This window comes from Streptomyces sp. NPDC007157 (assembly GCF_040634235.1).
Lineage (GTDB): Bacteria > Actinomycetota > Actinomycetes > Streptomycetales > Streptomycetaceae > Streptomyces.
The window spans coordinates 47977-61488 of record NZ_JBEYFE010000031.1; the positions used below are offsets into that span (position 1 = coordinate 47977).

The following is a 13512-nucleotide window of genomic DNA, read 5'->3' on the forward strand; positions in this document are numbered from 1 at the left end:
GTCTCCCGCTCGCGGGGGTTCGAACGGTCGGGCGGTACGAAAGGGTTGGGGCGTTGAACTTCGGTGCGGTGCTGTGCACGGTGGTGGGCCTCGGGCTCCTCGGGTTCGCGGTGCAGGAGAGCGCGGTCGTGCGGCGGTTGCGCCGACATGGACTACGCACCTGGGGAGTCGTCGTGGACAACGTGCGTACCCGCGACAACTCGGGGCCGCAGTGGATCCCCGTCATCGCCTTCACGGACCGCTCCGGCTACCGGGTGGAGTTCTCCCCACGCATGCACGGCTCCGGCATGGGCCTGGCCACGGGACGCGAGGTGGAGGTGGTCTACCTGCCGGCCAACCCGCAGACCGCCCGCGTCCGCATGAGGCGCCACGTCGTGGGCCCACTGGTGTTCCTGGTGTTCGGCGGGGTGGTCTTCCTCGGGGTCGGTGTGCTCATCGCCCTGACGAGCTGACGCCCGGCCCGACGAAACGACCGCGACCGGGCGGCCCGGATTCGGTAAGGTCTGCCGGCACCGAACGAGCGGGGACAGGTCGCGGGGGAGCCGATGGAACTCACCGACATCGGGACGGCACGAGCCGCGGCGGCGCTGCGCCATGTGGCCGCGCTGTCCTGCGGACCGGCCCTCGACCCCGGTCTGCCCATCACCCTGAACTTCCACCCCGACCGGCTGTCCGCCGGGCTGCCGATCCTGGAGGCGCTGGCCAGGGACGGGTCCTACCACTCACAGTTCGTCACCGGCACCAGCAACGGCGGGCTCACCGCACACCCCGGCGGCGACCGCTGGCGGTGGGAGAGCCGGATCTTCGGCGGGACCTACGACGACGCGGCCCCGGCCGAACGACCGGTGTACGGGGCGCTGAACTTCCGCCGCCAAGTGGTCGGCGCGGCCCCCCGGTTCGGTTCCTCGCACCTGCGGCTGAGCGGACCGGCACTGCAGCGCGCGACCTTCTGCTACCCCGACAGCGCGGCCGAGCCGACGGACTTCGGCGTCGCCGCCGGAACACACCTGCTCGCCCTCGCCGAGGCCGACGAGCAGGACGCCCTCAACGACTACATCGAGACCCAGGTGCACGGCGGTGTACGGCTCGACCGGGACGTGGCGGCCCTCGTCCTGGACGCCTGCTACCGGGGCACCCCCGTCGAAACGGCGGCCCGCCGACTGCCCTTCCCGGTCGAATGGCACCCCGGCTACCGGCTCACCGTGCCCGACCTGCGCCGCCACGCCGACTACCGGGGCCCGCAGTACGCCGAACTCGGTGCCCTGATCGCCGAGAAAGGCGTCGTGGACCCCCGGATCATCGGCGACGCGGCCCGCACCGGACGGTACGCGATCCAGGACCTCAAGATGGTCTGGCACACCCTCGCCCGCTTCGGCGCCCCGGAAGGCGCGGGTACCGCCTACTCCGTCGGCTCGGGTGGCCAGATACCGGGCGTCAGTACGCCCAAGGCGTAGGCCCGGGCGACCAGTTCGGTGCGGTTGGCCGCCGACCAGCGGGCCGACAGGCGGCGCAGGTGGTAGGTGACGCCGTCCTTGGTGAGGCCCAGGTCGCGGGCGGCCTGGGCGGTGCTGGCGCCCCTGGCCAGCAGGGCAAGCACCCGCCCCTCGACCGGGGTGACCTTCGCCGGCTCCGCCGCGGGCGTCCCGCGCTCGCCGTCCACCCGCAACATCACCAGCAGCGACGGCGTCTCGCCCACGGCCTCGCTGACCGGGTCCGCCGTCAGCTCCCCGTACCGCTCGGCCCCGCCTGGCGCCCGCCACCGTACCGACACCTGGTAGCGCGAGCGGTGCCGCAGCCGCAGTGCCTCGGCGATCCGCTCCACCTGCGCCTCCTCCTGCGGGCGGAACAGCTCCAGCACCTCCCGGCCGCGCAGCCGTCCCGGGGTCGCACCGCACTCGGCGGCCATCGCCGGATTGGCCACCAATACCAGCCCGTACACGTCGCACACCGCGACCGGCACCGCCACCCGGTCGAAGAGCGTCAGCGCACGGTTGCGCCACACCACACCGTCGAGCCGGTCCGCCGCCATGCCCACCTCCGCTCCTTCGCCCTCCATCCAAGGCGAGCACGCAGGTCAGAGGCAACTTGACGGCCTGACGCAAGAGCCGGCGCGCACTTTCGACTGCACGATCGTGTAGTGCTTCGGCGCCGTGCCGCGCCCCCGGAGGACCACGCTTGATCGCAGGACTTCCTTACCGCGAAAGGCAGTTGTCGCGCCATGCCCCCCACCGCGCCGCACCCCCTCACCGCAGACGCCCTGCACGGCGTCCCCGTCGTCGACATCACCGCCACCGGACCCGGCCGCACCCCGATCCAGCAGGTCATGAACCTGATGCGGGAGCACGGGCCGGTCCTCGTACGGCGGCTGCACGGGCGGGACACCCTGTTCGTCGCCGACGCCGACCTGGTGGCCGACCTCGCCGACGAGCAGCGGTTCGCCAAGCACGTCGGGCCCGCCCTGGAGAACGTCCGGGCCTTCGCCGCCGACGGACTGTTCACCGCGTACAACGACGAGCCCAACTGGGCCAAGGCGCACGACATCCTCATGCCCGCCTTCGCCCTCGGCTCGATGCACACCTACCACCCGGTGATGCTCAAGGTCGCCCGCCGGCTCATCGAGTCCTGGGACCGCGCCGCCCGGGACGGCCGGCCCGTCGACGTCCCGGACGACATGACCCGGATGACCCTCGACACCATCGGCCTGGCCGGCTTCGGCTACGACTTCGGCTCCTTCGAGCGCACCGACCCCCACCCCTTCGTCGAGTCCATGGTCCGCTGCCTGGAGTGGAGCATGACCCGCCTGGCCCGCAGGCCCGGCACCGACCACTCGGCGGCCGACGCGGCCTTCCGCGACGACGCCGACTACCTGGCCCAGGTCGTCGACGACGTCATCGCCTCCCGTACCGGCACCGACCAGAGCGGAGCCGAGGACCTGCTCGGCCTGATGCTCTCCGCCCGGCACCCGGACGACGGCACCACCCTGGACGCGGCCAACATCCGCAACCAGGTCATCACCTTCCTGATCGCAGGCCACGAGACCACCTCCGGCGCGATGTCCTTCGCCCTGTACTACCTGGCCAAGCACCCGACCGCGCTGCACCTCGTCCAGCGCGAGGTGGACGCCCTGTGGGGCGACACGCCGGACCCGGAGCCGACGTACGACGAGGTCGGCCGCCTGACCTACACCCGGCAGGTACTCAACGAGGCACTGCGGCTGTGGCCCACCGCGGCCGCGTTCGGCCGGCACGCCCTCGACGACACCCTGCTCGGCGGGCGGGTCCCGCTGCGGGCCGGCCAGTCCGTCACCGTGCTCGCCCCGATGCTGCACCGCCAGCCGGTCTGGGGCGACAACCCGGAGCTGTTCGACCCCTCACGGTTCACCCCGCAGGCCGAGGCGGCCCGCCCGGTGCACGCCTTCAAGCCCTTCGGCACCGGTGAACGCGCCTGCATCGGGCGGCAGTTCGCCCTCCATGAGGCGACCATGCTGCTGGCCGTGCTGGTGCACCGCTACCGGCCGCACGACCACGCGAACTACCCGCTCACCGTCAAGGAGACCCTCACCCTCAAGCCCGAGGGCTTCACCCTGACCCTCACCCCGCGCACCCCCGCCGACCGTCTCCACCAGCCGCTGCCGGGGGCCGCGCCGACGGTCGCCCACGACCCGCACGACACGGCCGCTCTCCCGGCCCGGGTCCGCACCGGCACCGGCGCCCTCCTCCTGCACGGCAGCAACTACGGCACCTGCCGAGGCTTCGCCGCCCAACTCGCCGACGAGGCGGCCGGCATCGGCTGCGACACCGAGGTGGCCGCCCTGGACACCTACGCCGGCGGGCTGCCCACCGACCGGCCCGTCGTCATCACCGCCGCCTCCTACAACGGCCGCCCCACCGACGACGCCACCGCCTTCGCCGCCTGGCTCGACGGCGGACCCGACCTCACCGGAGTGACCTACGCCGTACTCGGCGTCGGCGACCGCAACTGGGCCGCCACCTACCAGCACTTCCCGACCCGGATCGACGCCCGCCTCGCCGAACTCGGCGCCACCCGCCTCACCGACCGGGCCGCCGCCGACGCCTCCGGCGACCTGACCGGCACCGTCCGCGCGTTCACCGCCCGGCTGCGCACCGCCCTCCTCGAGCACTACGGCGACCCGGACGCCACCCCGGCCGGCCCGGAACCCACCGCCGCCTACGAGGTCCGCGTCCTGACCGGCGGCCCCTTCGACGCCCTCGCCGAGCGCCATGGACTCGTCCCCATGACGGTCACCGAGGCCCATGACCTCACCGCCCCCGGCCACCCGCGCACCAAGCGCTTCCTGCGCGTCGCCCTGCCCGACGGCGTCACCTACCGCACCGCCGACCACCTGACCGTGCTCCCCGCCAACGCCCCGGAGCTCGTCACCCGCGCGGCGACCGCCCTCGGCGTCGACCTCGACACCGTCCTCGACATCCGCGCCACCCGCCCGCGCCGCGACGGGCTCGCGGTCGACCGGCCGCTGACGGTACGCCAGCTCCTCACCCACCACGTGGAGTTGCAGGGGCGCCCGAACGCCCACCAGCACTCGCTCCTGGCCGACGCCAACCCCTGCCCGCCGGAGAAGGCCGCGCTCGCCTCCCTGAGCGACGACCCGCGCACGCTCGTCGAGATCGTCGAGGACCACCCGGCGCTGCGCGGCGCCCTCGACTGGCCCCGGCTGCTGGACCTCCTGACCCCGCTGAAGCCGCGCCACTACTCGATCTCCTCGTCGCCCGCCACCGACCCCCGCCACGCCGACCTGATGATCTCCCTGCTGGAGGCACCCGCCCGGTCCGGCAAGGGGACCTACCGGGGTACCGGCTCCGGCCACCTCGCGACGCTCCGCCCCGGAGACACGCTGTACGCCCGCGTCCAGCCCTGCCGGGAGGCCTTCCGGGTCGACACCGGCGCCCCGGTCGTCATGGTCGCCGCGGGCACCGGCCTGGCCCCCTTCCGGGGCGCCGTCGCCGACCGCACGGCCGCGCTCGCGGCGGGCGCCGAACTCCCGCCCGCGCTCTGCTACTTCGGCTGTGACGCCGCCGACGCCGACTTCCTGCACGCCGAGGAACTCCGCGGCGCCGAGACCGCCGGAGCCGTGTCGCTGCGCCCGGCCTTCAGCACGGCCGGCACCTTCGTCCAGCACCGCATCGCCGCCGAGGCCGACGAGGTCTGGGCCCTGCTGGCCGCCGGTGCCCGGGTGTACGTCTGCGGGGACGGCAGCAGGATGGCCCCGGGGGTACGGGAGGCGTTCCGTACCATGTACCGGGAACGGACGGCCGGTGGTGACGCCGATGAGTGGCTGAACTCGCTGGTGGCGGAGGGACGTTACGTGGAGGATGTATACGCGGCATCCTGATCGGTGCCCGGGCTCGAAGCGCCCCTTCGGGGGCGCGGGGAACCGCGCGAGCAACCACGACGAGTCCGCCGCCCGCGCGCCACCCCCACTCCTACGGCGCGATCCGCCGTCACCCCCTCCTTAGCTCACAGCGTGAACTAAGGGTTGGGAAAATGTCGCTTCCGCCCTCCCGAAGGAGTATGTTGCAGGTCGGGAAGGGTTCGTGAAGGGAGCCACATGGCGGGGCGGAACGGGCGCACGGTACGCGACCTCAGGAGGGCCAACCGCACGGCCGTACTCCAGCGGCTCTATTTCGACGGCCCCCTCAGCCGCTTCGAGCTGGGCCCGGCCACCGGCCTGAGCTCCGGCTCGGTGAGCAACGTGGTAGCCGACCTGGTCGCCGACGGTCTGGTCGAGGAGGCCGGCAGCGTCGACTCCGACGGCGGCCGGCCCCGCACCCTGCTGCGTGTCGCCCCCGACAGCGGCCACATGATCGGCGTCGACGTCGGCGAGACCCGGGTCCGGGTCGAGCTGTTCGACCTCACGCTCACCGAACTCGCCCGGGTCGAGCGTCCGCTGGAGCAGCAGGGCTACGACGTCGAGGTGATCGTCGGCCACATCCGGGACGGCATCGCGGAGGTCCTCGCGACCGAGGGGGCCTCGCCCGAACTGCTGCTCGGCGTCGGGGTCGGCGTCCCCGGCATCGTCGAGCACACCGCCGACCGGGGTGCCCTGGTGCACGGCCAGACCATCGGCTGGGACGCCGTTCCGCTGGAGGAACTGCTCCGCACCGGCTGCCAACTCCCGGACTCCGTGCGGTACTTCATCGACAACGGTGCCAAGACCCTGGGCCAGGCAGAGATGTGGTTCGGCGCCGGGCGCGGCGCGGACAACGCGGTCGTGGTGCTGTTCGGCTCCGGCGTCGGCGCCTGTCTGGTCAGCGCCGAGGTGGAGCACGGCCGGGCCGTCGAGTGGGGCCATCTCACGGTACGGGTGCGGGGCCGCCGCTGCCGCTGCGGTGCGCTCGGCTGCCTGGAGGCGTACGCCGGTGCCGAGTCGCTGCTGGCCCGCTGGCGCGAGGAGGGCGGCCGTCCGGCCGAGGGCACCGACGAGGAGACCGCGCTGACCGCGATGCTCGCCGCCGCCTACCCACCCGAGGGCACCGAGCCCGACCCGGTCGCGCTCGCCGTCCTGGAGGAGACCGCCGAATACCTGGGCGCCGGCCTCTCCGACCTGATCAACCTCTTCCAGCCCGAGCGGATCCTGATCGGCGGCTGGGCCGGCCTCCAGCTCGGCGCCCGCTTCCTGCCCGCCGTCCGCCGGTACGCGACCACGTACGCGCTGCGCCACCCCGCCGAACAGGTCACCATCGACCTCGGCCGGCTGGGCCCGGACGCGGTCACCGTCGGGGCCGCGATCCTGCCCCTCGCCGACTTCTTCAGCCGCGGCGGGCGCCGCGCGGAACCGGCGACCGAGGACCGCCTGCCCGCCTGGCGCACGGCGCTGGAGGAGCGGACCCCGCGCTGAGCCGCCCCCGGTTTCACGGCTCCCGGGCGAGGTACCCGCGTACTGCCCGGACCGATGTGACGTGCGAGGGGAGCAGCCGTGGGTGACCAGCAGGACAGTGGACCCGTACCCCGGGACATGCCGGACCAGCAGGCCCGGCCAGAAGGCCGTGACCCGTGGGAGGCGGCCGCGGACAGTGCCCCGGACGCCCCCGACGACGCCGACCTCCCCGACACCGACGAGGCCGGGACGGGACCCCGGGGTGCACCGCGCCCGGGGGTGGTGCACCCCGACGACCCGCTGCCGGACGAACCGTCGGCCTGAGCACGGCGCACGGCCTGGCCGAGCCACGTGCGGGGCAACTGGCCTCGGATCCGCGGGAGCCTACGCACGGCACACGGCACACGGCACCCGGGAGCCTGCACGCGGCCCACGGTGGTTCCAGCCCCGTGCGGGGCAGCTGCCCTCGGATGTCGGGGAGTTCGTCGACGCCGGGAGCGTGGCGGTGGTGTCAGGCGAACGCGTTCACGCCCGTCAGCTCCGCCGAGAGGTCCCAGAGCCGGGCGGCCTGGTCCGGGTCGATCGCCCAGTCCTTGACGCCGGTCGGCTCGCCCTCCACGGCGGGCTCGGCGATGTCGCAGTCCTCCAGGTACACCCCGCCCATGCCCGCCAGATCCGGGGAGGTCGCCGCCCAGGTCTGGGTGGCCGCACCCTGCGGGGGCGTCTTGAAGCCCTGTGGGTTCAGCACGTTGCCCTGCTCGTCGATCCAGCCGCGTTCGAGCATCTCCGCGCGGGGGATGTGCCGCTGGAGCGGGGTCATGATCCCGCCCGGGTGCAGGGCGAAGGCCCGCACGCCGGAGTCCTGGCCGAGCCGGTCCAGGTGCACGGCGAACAGCACGTTCGCGGTCTTGGCCTGACCGTAGGCCTGCCACTTGTCGTAGTCGTGCCGCCACTGGACGTCGTCCCAGCGCATCCCGGCGAAGTGATGGGCGCGCGAGGAGACCGAGACGACCCGGGCGCCGCCCGGTTCGAGGGCCGGCCAGAGCCGGTTGACCAGGGCGAAGTGCCCGAGGTGGTTGGTGGCGAACTGGGCCTCCCAGCCGGGCCCGACCCGGGTCTCGGGGCAGGCCATGATGCCCGCGTTGTCGATCACGAAGTCGACGGGCCGGCCGGAGGCCAGGAACCGCTCGGCGAAGCCGCGCACGCTGTCCAGGTCGCCGAGGTCCAGCTCGTCCACCTCGACCCCGTCCAGGCCGGCCAGCGCCTCCCGGGCGGCCTCGGCGCGCCGGGCGGGGACGACGACGTGGGCGCCCGCCTTGGTCAGTGCCCTGGTGGTCTCCAGGCCGAGCCCGGAGTAGCCGCCGGTGACGATCGCGAGCCGGCCGCCGAGGTCGAGGCCCGCCAGGACGTCGTCGGCGGTGCTGTCCGCGCCGAATCCGGAACCGATCTTGTGCTGTGGAGTCGTAGTGCTCATGACTTGAACGCTACGAATTGGAGTGCTCTCGAAGTCAAGCCGACGTCCCGGTGCCCGGGAGCCGCCCCGAACAACGGAAAGCCCCGGCCGCGACGGGGGATTCGCGGCCGGGGCGGCCAAGTGGTGGGCACGGATGGCGGTCGCCTCTCGGCGAAAGGCTCCACAGGGCTTCAGCCGAACGATCGTCCCTGTGGGCAAAAGGTGAGGCCCGGGGACACTGTCCCATCCGCACCCACGGCTGGTTCAACGGACAACCACCCCGGGCTGTTCCAGGCCCTGACGTGATGAGCGTCACCCGGCCCCGGTCCAGGCCACAGCCGCTCCGCCGGCCAGGTGTTCACCACCCGCTCGGCGGGTACGCCGCACTTCTCCGTCCGGACGCTCGGGGCGACTGTTGATCTCCACGGCCGTACCCGACCGACCCGGCGCACGCGGCGAACACCTCGTCCGCGTCGAATTCCGACTCCGGCCGCCCGGGATTCGCCCGTGTCTTCCTCAATTGTGCGCAAATATCCGGGCAAATCTCCGGCGGGCGATTCCCGGACCGCCTGGGCCGTCTGTGGGGCCGGGCCCCGCAGCGATTCGAGGGTGCCGGCCCGGGCCCGCTCGGCGATCTCACCGGCGGGCAGGGCGGCCAGGACCCGTGCGGCGATGCGGAAGGCGCGCCCCCGGTAGGCCGGTGCCAGGGACCGTTCCAGCAGGAAGGTGATCCGCTCCGGCGCCTCGACGGGTCCCATGGCCACCTCCACCGTCAGGGTGAGTCAGGCAGGTCACTTCCGCCCGGGGGGATCTACCCTCGATTGCATGACCGAGATAGCGAGCCCGTTCATCTCCCGGCCGCGGATCCTGGTGCTAGGCGTCATGACCGGCAGGCCGGGCACCATGCCCTTCCGCATCGTGGAGATCGACGGTGAGGTGGTCGGTGAGGCGAGGGACATCACCGAGGTGCTGGCGGTCGCCGCGAACCACGGGATCACGGTCCACGACCTGGACGACCCGGCCGTGGTCTGCTGGGTGGGCGGGGACAAGTTCACCTGGATCCCCCGCCACTAGACAGCGACCGCCGGACAGCAAGTCCTGCTCTCAGCCGACGGTCCACTTCTGGTTGGCGCCGCCGGAGCAGGTCCAGATCTGCAGCCGGGTGCCGTTGGCCGAGTTGTTGCCGGTGACGTCCAGGCACTTGTTCGCCTGCGGGTTCACGATGTCGTGTGCCGCGGAGACGGCCCACTTCTGGGCGGCGCTGCCGTTGCAGTCGTAGAGCTGCACCGTCGTGCCGTCCGCCGTGCCGCCGCTCGTGACGTCCAGGCACTTGCCGAGCGCGCGGATGGTGCCGTCGCTGCCCACCGTCCACTGCTGGGCGGCGGAGCCGTTGCAGTCGTAGAGCTGCACGGGGGTGCCGTTGGCGGAGTTCGCCCCGGCCACGTCCACGCACTTGCCGGCCAGGCCCTTGATCGCGACGCCGGCCGCGGTGTCGCTCGTCGTCACCGACACCGAGTCCACGACCAGCTGGGCCGGGAACGCCGTGGAGCTGTTGGGGTCGCCCGGCCAGTAGCCGCCGACGGCCAGGTTCAGGATCAGGAAGAACGGCTTGTTGAACGCCCAGGTGTTGCCGCCCACGTCGGCGGGGGTGCGGGTCTGGTAGGCGATCCCGTCGACGGACCAGGTGATCGAGTTGGGCGCCCAGTCGACCGCGAAGGTGTGGAAGCCGTCCGCGAAGGCCTGGCCGTTCGGCAGCGTGTAGCCGGCGCCTATCCCGGCCGAGCCGGAGTAGCCGGGGCCGTGGATGGTGCCGTGGATGGTCGAGGGCTCGAACCCGACGTTCTCCATCACGTCGATCTCACCGGAGTTCGGCCAGCCGACCTGTCCGATGTCGTTGCCCAGCATCCAGAACGCGGGCCACATGCCCTGCCCGCGCGGGATCTTCATCCGGGCCTCGACATGTCCGTACTGGGCGCTGAACTTGCCCGAGGTGTTCATCCGGGCCGAGGTGTACTGGCAGGTGCCGTACCAGCACTGGTAGTTGGCGGGGTTCTCCTTCTTGGCCGTGATGACCAGGTGGCCCTGGCCGTCGAGGGCCGCGTTGTTGGTGCCGGAGGTGTAGTACTCCCGTTCGTGGTTGTTGACGTTGTCGCCGGTCTCCAGGGTCCACTTCGAGGAGTTGACCGCCGAACCGGCGGGCCCGTCGAAGGTGTCGGAGAAGGTCACGGCGGCCGCACCGGCGTCGGCGGCCTCGGCCCGGTGTGCGGGACCGACCGCGACCGACCCGATGAGGGCGGCGGACAGGGCGGCGAACAGACATCTGCGGATAAGGCGCGGGGAGGCCACGGCTCGTCCTTCCGTACGGCGGCCGGGCGCGGGGAGGCGTCCGGCCGAGGTGGGGGGTGAAGGCGTCGCCTCTTGATTTAAGAGATGAGATAAGTGGTGCGTCAATACCTTGGTACGGACCAGTGTCGGACGATCGGGCGATGACCCTCCCGGGCCCCCGCGCGGAGCGGTCGCGGGCGGGTCATGCCTTCACCTGTCAGGCCTTCGCCTTCTTCGGCTTGCGCGCGTGGACCGCCCGGCCGAGCCTGCGGCCCAGCAGCACCCAGCCGATCAGCGCCCCCGAGGTGTTGAGGATGACGTCGTCCACGTCGAAGGCGCGCCCTTCGACCAGCAGGCCCTGAGCCGTCTCGACCATCAGCATCACGAACGCGGTGAGCAGCAGCACCCCGAAGAAGCCCCGGGCGCGCGGCACGAGGACCGGCACGATGATCCCGAACGGCACGCCGAGCACGATGTTCCCGCCGATCTGCTTGACCGCGTCCCGCAAGGCGGGCTGGTCCAGATAGATCTTGAGGGAGCGGCCGGGATGCAGATTGGTGTGCGCGATCGACACGGACGCCGGCGAGGGATCCAGCGTCAGCCGGGCCAGCACGACGGCGAACGCCACCATCACCGCGAACGCGCACAGCATGGCCAGCACCCGCAACGGCAGCGGGAGCGGACGGCGTTCGGTACCGGTGGCCCCGGCGGTGCGGCTCGCTCTGCCGGTGCCGCCGGCCTTCCCCGCGCCGCCTGTCCTGCCGGTACGCCCCGCCTTGCCGGCGCGGCCCTTCTTCCCGGTGTCGGCGGTCTTTCCGGTACCGGCCTTCGTCTTTCCGGTACCGGCCTTCGTGGTGCCGGCCTTCGTGGTGCCGGCCTTCGTGGTGGCGGCCGGCTCGGTGCGGCGGACGCCGACAGCGCGGGCGGCCTTGGTCAGTACCCCGGGCCGTTTTCCGGTGTCCTTGTCCGTGTTCGTCCCCTCGTTCTTCTCGGCCCTGGTCGTGCGCAGGCGCGAGGCGGCACTGGCCATTAGGTCCTCCACTTGTCAACAGTCCGGCGTGCTGACCCAGTTACCCAGGAACCGCCCGGAGATGCCCTCACCCATGGCGGCGGCCGGAGCGCACCCGAGGTTTCCGTCCGCGCTCCCCGGGCACTCCGGACCCGTTCCCGCGTGCCGTCGCTCCCCGCGACGGATGCGGTGCTTGGATGCCGGAGACGGCGAAACGGGCATAGCGTCGCAAGGCGGCCCAAGGAGGCGGCGGATGACCGGACGTACGGCGCTCGTCGCCGCGGCCGAACTGCTCACCTGGTGGGCCGGACTGGCCCTGCTCTGGCTGGTGTTCATCGGCGGCGTCGACACCCTGGAGCGGATCGTCGGCGCGAGCGCGGCGGCGGTCGGCGCCCTCGCGGCCCGGGTCGGCCGACGGGCGGTGACCTGGCGGTGAACGGCTGGATCCTGGCCGCGACCGTGCTGCTGGCCGGGGGAGCGGGCACCGCTCTGTGGGCGGTCGCCACCGGCCCGCTCGGCCGCCGGGTGGTCGGCCAGAACCTCGCCACCTCCGCGGTCTGCCCCAGCCTGCTGCTGCTCGCCCAGGGCTACGGCCGTACGTCCTACGTCGATCTCGCGCTGCTCCTCGCGCTGCTGGGTCCCGTCGGCACGCTGGTCTTCGCCCGGCTGCTCGCCGACGACCTGGCGGACGAACGGCCCGCCGCCTGGGGCCTGACCTGGACGGCGGCCGGGGTCGGCGCGGTGGTCGTGCTGGTGGTCTGCGCGGTGACCGGACCGGGTCGGGCGACGGTGAAACTGCTGGTGATCGGGGCGCTCCTGGTCGGCGGGAACGTGGTCGCGTCACGGGCGCTGTCCGGCGGGTTCCGGGGGGTGCGCGGTGGCTGACGCGGTGATCGTCGTCGCGCTGCTGCTGACGGCCGCCTCGGCGACCGCGGCCGTGGCGACCCGCGACCCGGCCCGCCAGGCCCTGGTGCTGTCCCTCCTCGGACTGTTCCTCGGTGCCCTGTTCACCGTGCTCCAGGCCCCCGACGTCGGTCTCTCCCAGCTCGCCGTCGGCTCCGCGCTCACCCCGTTGCTGATCATGCTGTCGGTCCGCAAGGTCAAGCGGCGCCGAAAGGCGGACGACAGGTGACCCGGCGCCTGCGGCTGTGGCTGCTTGCCGTCGGCGGCGCTGGCCTCGCCGCCCTGCTGGTCGCCGCCGGCCTCGACCTGCCGTCCTTCGGCGGCCGCAGCCACCCCTACGGCGACCGCGCCGTCCGTGCCGCCCTGGCCCGGCACACCGCCAACGTCATCTCCTCCGTCAACTTCGACCAGCGCGCCTACGACACCCTCGGCGAGATGAGCATCCTCTTCGCCGCCGTCCTCGGCTGTGTGGTCCTGCTGCGCCAGACCCGCGACGAGCACCGGGCCCGTCCAGGGTCCGCCGAAGTCGCCCTGCCCGTCCGCCGGTACGCCCTGCTGGTGCTCCCCGTCGCCCTGGTCACCGGCCTGTACGTCATCGCGCACGGGCAGCTCAGCCCCGGCGGCGGCTTCCAGGGCGGGGTCGTCGCCGCGACCGCGCTGCACCTGCTGTACCTCGGCGCCGACTACCACGCCCTGGAACGCGTCCGCCCGATCGGCGCCTTCGAGGTCGCCGACTCCCTGGCCGCCTGCGCCTACCTGGTGCTGGGCCTCTCCGGGCTGCTGGCCGGCACCGCCGTCCTCGCCAACACACTGCTGCCGTACGGGACGTTCAACACGCTCTCCTCCGGCGGTCTGGTCCCCCTGCTGAACGCGGCCATCGGCATGGAGGTGGCGAGCGCGGTCGTCGTCCTGCTCGCGAGCTTCCTCGACCAGGCCGTGGAGATCGAGGAGGAGAACGGGAGTTGA

General features: G+C 72.8%; 14 protein-coding genes and 1 pseudogene. 10 read left to right on the forward strand and 5 right to left on the reverse strand.

All coding sequences use genetic code 11. The features are described from left to right. The first annotated feature begins 53 nt into the window (after nucleotides 1–53). Both ABZ642_RS38950 and ABZ642_RS38955 read left to right on the forward strand, forming a co-directional pair. Nucleotides 54–452 (forward strand): DUF3592 domain-containing protein, encoded by a 399-nt coding sequence (locus ABZ642_RS38950; protein ID WP_360493855.1) that lies wholly within the window; start codon nucleotides 54–56, stop codon nucleotides 450–452. A 93-nt stretch (nucleotides 453–545) separates the two neighbouring features. Continuing rightward, on the forward strand, nucleotides 546–1454 hold the full coding sequence (locus ABZ642_RS38955; protein WP_360493858.1) for a DUF3626 domain-containing protein: 909 nt from the start codon (nucleotides 546–548) through the stop codon (nucleotides 1452–1454). Here the strand turns inward: ABZ642_RS38955 and ABZ642_RS38960 are convergent. After that, on the reverse strand, nucleotides 1400–2029 hold the full coding sequence (locus ABZ642_RS38960; RefSeq protein ID WP_360493860.1) for a PAS domain S-box protein: 630 nt from the start codon (nucleotides 2027–2029) through the stop codon (nucleotides 1400–1402). The genes ABZ642_RS38955 and ABZ642_RS38960 overlap by 55 nt on opposite strands. A gap of 189 nt (nucleotides 2030–2218) precedes the next feature. Here ABZ642_RS38960 and ABZ642_RS38965 point away from each other — a divergent pair, with 189 nt between their 5' ends. From ABZ642_RS38965 to ABZ642_RS38975, 3 genes are all read left to right on the forward strand, one after another. After that, entirely contained in the window at nucleotides 2219–5371 is a 3153-nt protein-coding gene (locus tag ABZ642_RS38965) for a cytochrome P450 (protein ID WP_360493863.1), read from the forward strand. Nucleotides 5372–5587: 216 nt separating this feature from the next. Beyond that, complete coding sequence (locus ABZ642_RS38970; protein WP_360493865.1) at nucleotides 5588–6877, forward strand: ROK family transcriptional regulator; 1290 nt, start codon at nucleotides 5588–5590, stop codon at nucleotides 6875–6877. A 117-nt stretch (nucleotides 6878–6994) separates the two neighbouring features. Continuing rightward, nucleotides 6995–7180 (forward strand): hypothetical protein, encoded by a 186-nt coding sequence (locus ABZ642_RS38975; RefSeq protein ID WP_360494022.1) that lies wholly within the window; start codon nucleotides 6995–6997, stop codon nucleotides 7178–7180. Between the two features lie 187 nt (nucleotides 7181–7367). On the opposite strand, the gene ABZ642_RS38980 is transcribed toward ABZ642_RS38975, so the two are convergent. Both ABZ642_RS38980 and ABZ642_RS38985 read right to left on the reverse strand, forming a co-directional pair. Further along, complete coding sequence (locus ABZ642_RS38980) at nucleotides 7368–8330, reverse strand: SDR family NAD(P)-dependent oxidoreductase (protein ID WP_360493868.1); 963 nt, start codon at nucleotides 8328–8330, stop codon at nucleotides 7368–7370. 482 nt (nucleotides 8331–8812) lie between these two features. After that, nucleotides 8813–9067: pseudogene (locus tag ABZ642_RS38985) on the reverse strand (histidinol phosphatase); the annotation flags it as partial. Nucleotides 9068–9134: 67 nt separating this feature from the next. Here ABZ642_RS38985 and ABZ642_RS38990 point away from each other — a divergent pair. After that, entirely contained in the window at nucleotides 9135–9383 is a 249-nt protein-coding gene (locus tag ABZ642_RS38990) for a hypothetical protein (protein WP_360493871.1), read from the forward strand. Between the two features lie 30 nt (nucleotides 9384–9413). Here ABZ642_RS38990 and ABZ642_RS38995 read toward each other — a convergent pair whose 3' ends face one another. Together ABZ642_RS38995 and ABZ642_RS39000 are read right to left on the reverse strand one after the other, a co-directional pair. After that, nucleotides 9414–10655, reverse strand: coding sequence for a family 16 glycosylhydrolase (locus ABZ642_RS38995; protein ID WP_360493874.1), 1242 nt, complete (start codon nucleotides 10653–10655; stop codon nucleotides 9414–9416). A 196-nt stretch (nucleotides 10656–10851) separates the two neighbouring features. Next, entirely contained in the window at nucleotides 10852–11571 is a 720-nt protein-coding gene (locus tag ABZ642_RS39000) for a VanZ family protein (RefSeq protein ID WP_360494025.1), read from the reverse strand. A gap of 325 nt (nucleotides 11572–11896) precedes the next feature. Between ABZ642_RS39000 and ABZ642_RS39005 the strand changes: the two genes are divergently transcribed. The 4 genes from ABZ642_RS39005 to ABZ642_RS39020 are packed head-to-tail and all read left to right on the forward strand — an operon-like array spanning nucleotide 11897 to nucleotide 13512. After that, entirely contained in the window at nucleotides 11897–12079 is a 183-nt protein-coding gene (locus tag ABZ642_RS39005) for a hypothetical protein (RefSeq protein WP_360493877.1), read from the forward strand. Further along, entirely contained in the window at nucleotides 12076–12528 is a 453-nt protein-coding gene (locus tag ABZ642_RS39010) for a monovalent cation/H+ antiporter complex subunit F (protein ID WP_360493880.1), read from the forward strand. Before ABZ642_RS39005 ends, ABZ642_RS39010 begins: the two co-directional genes overlap by 4 nt. Further along, the gene (locus tag ABZ642_RS39015) at nucleotides 12521–12775 is read left to right on the forward strand and encodes a hydrogenase subunit MbhD domain-containing protein (RefSeq protein ID WP_360493882.1); all 255 of its coding nucleotides are present in this window, start codon (nucleotides 12521–12523) and stop codon (nucleotides 12773–12775) included. Before ABZ642_RS39010 ends, ABZ642_RS39015 begins: the two co-directional genes overlap by 8 nt. Then, nucleotides 12772–13512, forward strand: coding sequence for an MnhB domain-containing protein (locus ABZ642_RS39020; RefSeq protein WP_360493884.1), 741 nt, complete (start codon nucleotides 12772–12774; stop codon nucleotides 13510–13512). The genes ABZ642_RS39015 and ABZ642_RS39020 overlap by 4 nt, the downstream gene beginning before the upstream one ends.

Coding starts and splice junctions, on each gene's coding strand:
- ABZ642_RS38955 (WP_360493858.1), top strand. CDS start 546: ATGGAACTCACCGACATCGGGACGGCACGAGCCGCGGCGGCGCTGCGC.
- ABZ642_RS38960 (WP_360493860.1), bottom strand. CDS start 2,029: ATGGCGGCGGACCGGCTCGACGGTGTGGTGTGGCGCAACCGTGCGCTG.
- ABZ642_RS38965 (WP_360493863.1), top strand. CDS start 2,219: ATGCCCCCCACCGCGCCGCACCCCCTCACCGCAGACGCCCTGCACGGC.
- ABZ642_RS38970 (WP_360493865.1), top strand. CDS start 5,588: ATGGCGGGGCGGAACGGGCGCACGGTACGCGACCTCAGGAGGGCCAAC.
- ABZ642_RS38975 (WP_360494022.1), top strand. CDS start 6,995: ATGCCGGACCAGCAGGCCCGGCCAGAAGGCCGTGACCCGTGGGAGGCG.
- ABZ642_RS38980 (WP_360493868.1), bottom strand. CDS start 8,330: ATGAGCACTACGACTCCACAGCACAAGATCGGTTCCGGATTCGGCGCG.
- ABZ642_RS38990 (WP_360493871.1), top strand. CDS start 9,135: ATGACCGAGATAGCGAGCCCGTTCATCTCCCGGCCGCGGATCCTGGTG.
- ABZ642_RS39005 (WP_360493877.1), top strand. CDS start 11,897: ATGACCGGACGTACGGCGCTCGTCGCCGCGGCCGAACTGCTCACCTGG.